This window comes from Vibrio methylphosphonaticus (genome assembly GCF_023634655.1).
Classification (GTDB): Bacteria; Pseudomonadota; Gammaproteobacteria; order Enterobacterales; family Vibrionaceae; genus Vibrio; species Vibrio methylphosphonaticus.
This window is the reverse complement of record NZ_JAMKMS010000068.1, coordinates 1-736: the sequence shown is the minus strand read 5'-3', so window position 1 is coordinate 736 and position 736 is coordinate 1. Positions and strand designations below refer to the sequence as shown.

1 protein-coding gene is annotated in these 736 nt (G+C 54.6%); it reads right to left on the bottom strand.

Annotated features, from left to right (window positions below; all coding sequences use genetic code 11):
* The coding region (locus tag M9196_RS23270) for a VCBS domain-containing protein (RefSeq protein ID WP_250619882.1) at window positions 1–736 on the bottom strand (736 nt) is incomplete at both ends.

Genomic DNA, 736 nt, shown 5'->3' with positions numbered 1-736 from the left:
GTATCACCACTGACGATGGTTGGCGCGCCATCCACCCCTTGGATGGTCACAACGATGTCTTGATAGCTGCTGCCATCAATCGAGTACACGCGGAACACCTCGTCACGGCTGTCGCCATCACCCAGCTCTTGCACACCCGTCAATGAATTATCAACGCTGTAGCTCCACTGCCCGTCTGCGGTAATGGTTAAGCTGCCCAATGGCGAGTCGCCATTGCCATTTTGTTGCCCTTCAACACGCGTAATATCGAACTGCGCTTCACCGCTGTCGGCATCAGCGATATCAAGATCACCACTGTCGGTCAAAATACCCGCCGTGTCTTCAATCACTGAGCCCGGCTCGTAACTGCTGATGATGCTTGGATCTTCTGCGCCATTCACGGTCACCGTAATGGTGTGCTCCGTGCCGTCGGCACTTTTTACAATAAAGGATTCCGTCAGCGTATCGCCCACATCCAACGATTGGATTGGCGCTGAGCTGTTGTCGACTTTGTAGCTCCACTGACCGTCTGTGCCAATGGTCAGCGCGCCGTAGGTTGTGCCCACTGGCGTGCCTGCGCCGGCAATAAAGGTCTCTTCATTAGCGTCAGTATCGCTGATCACTAAGGTGTTGCTGGCGACTAAATTACCGTCGTTATCGAGATCCACCGCCGCGTCTTCGGTCGCGTCATCGCTGGCGCCACTGACAATGCTCGGTAAGTCGTTAACACCGGTGATGGTGATGACGATGTTGTGAG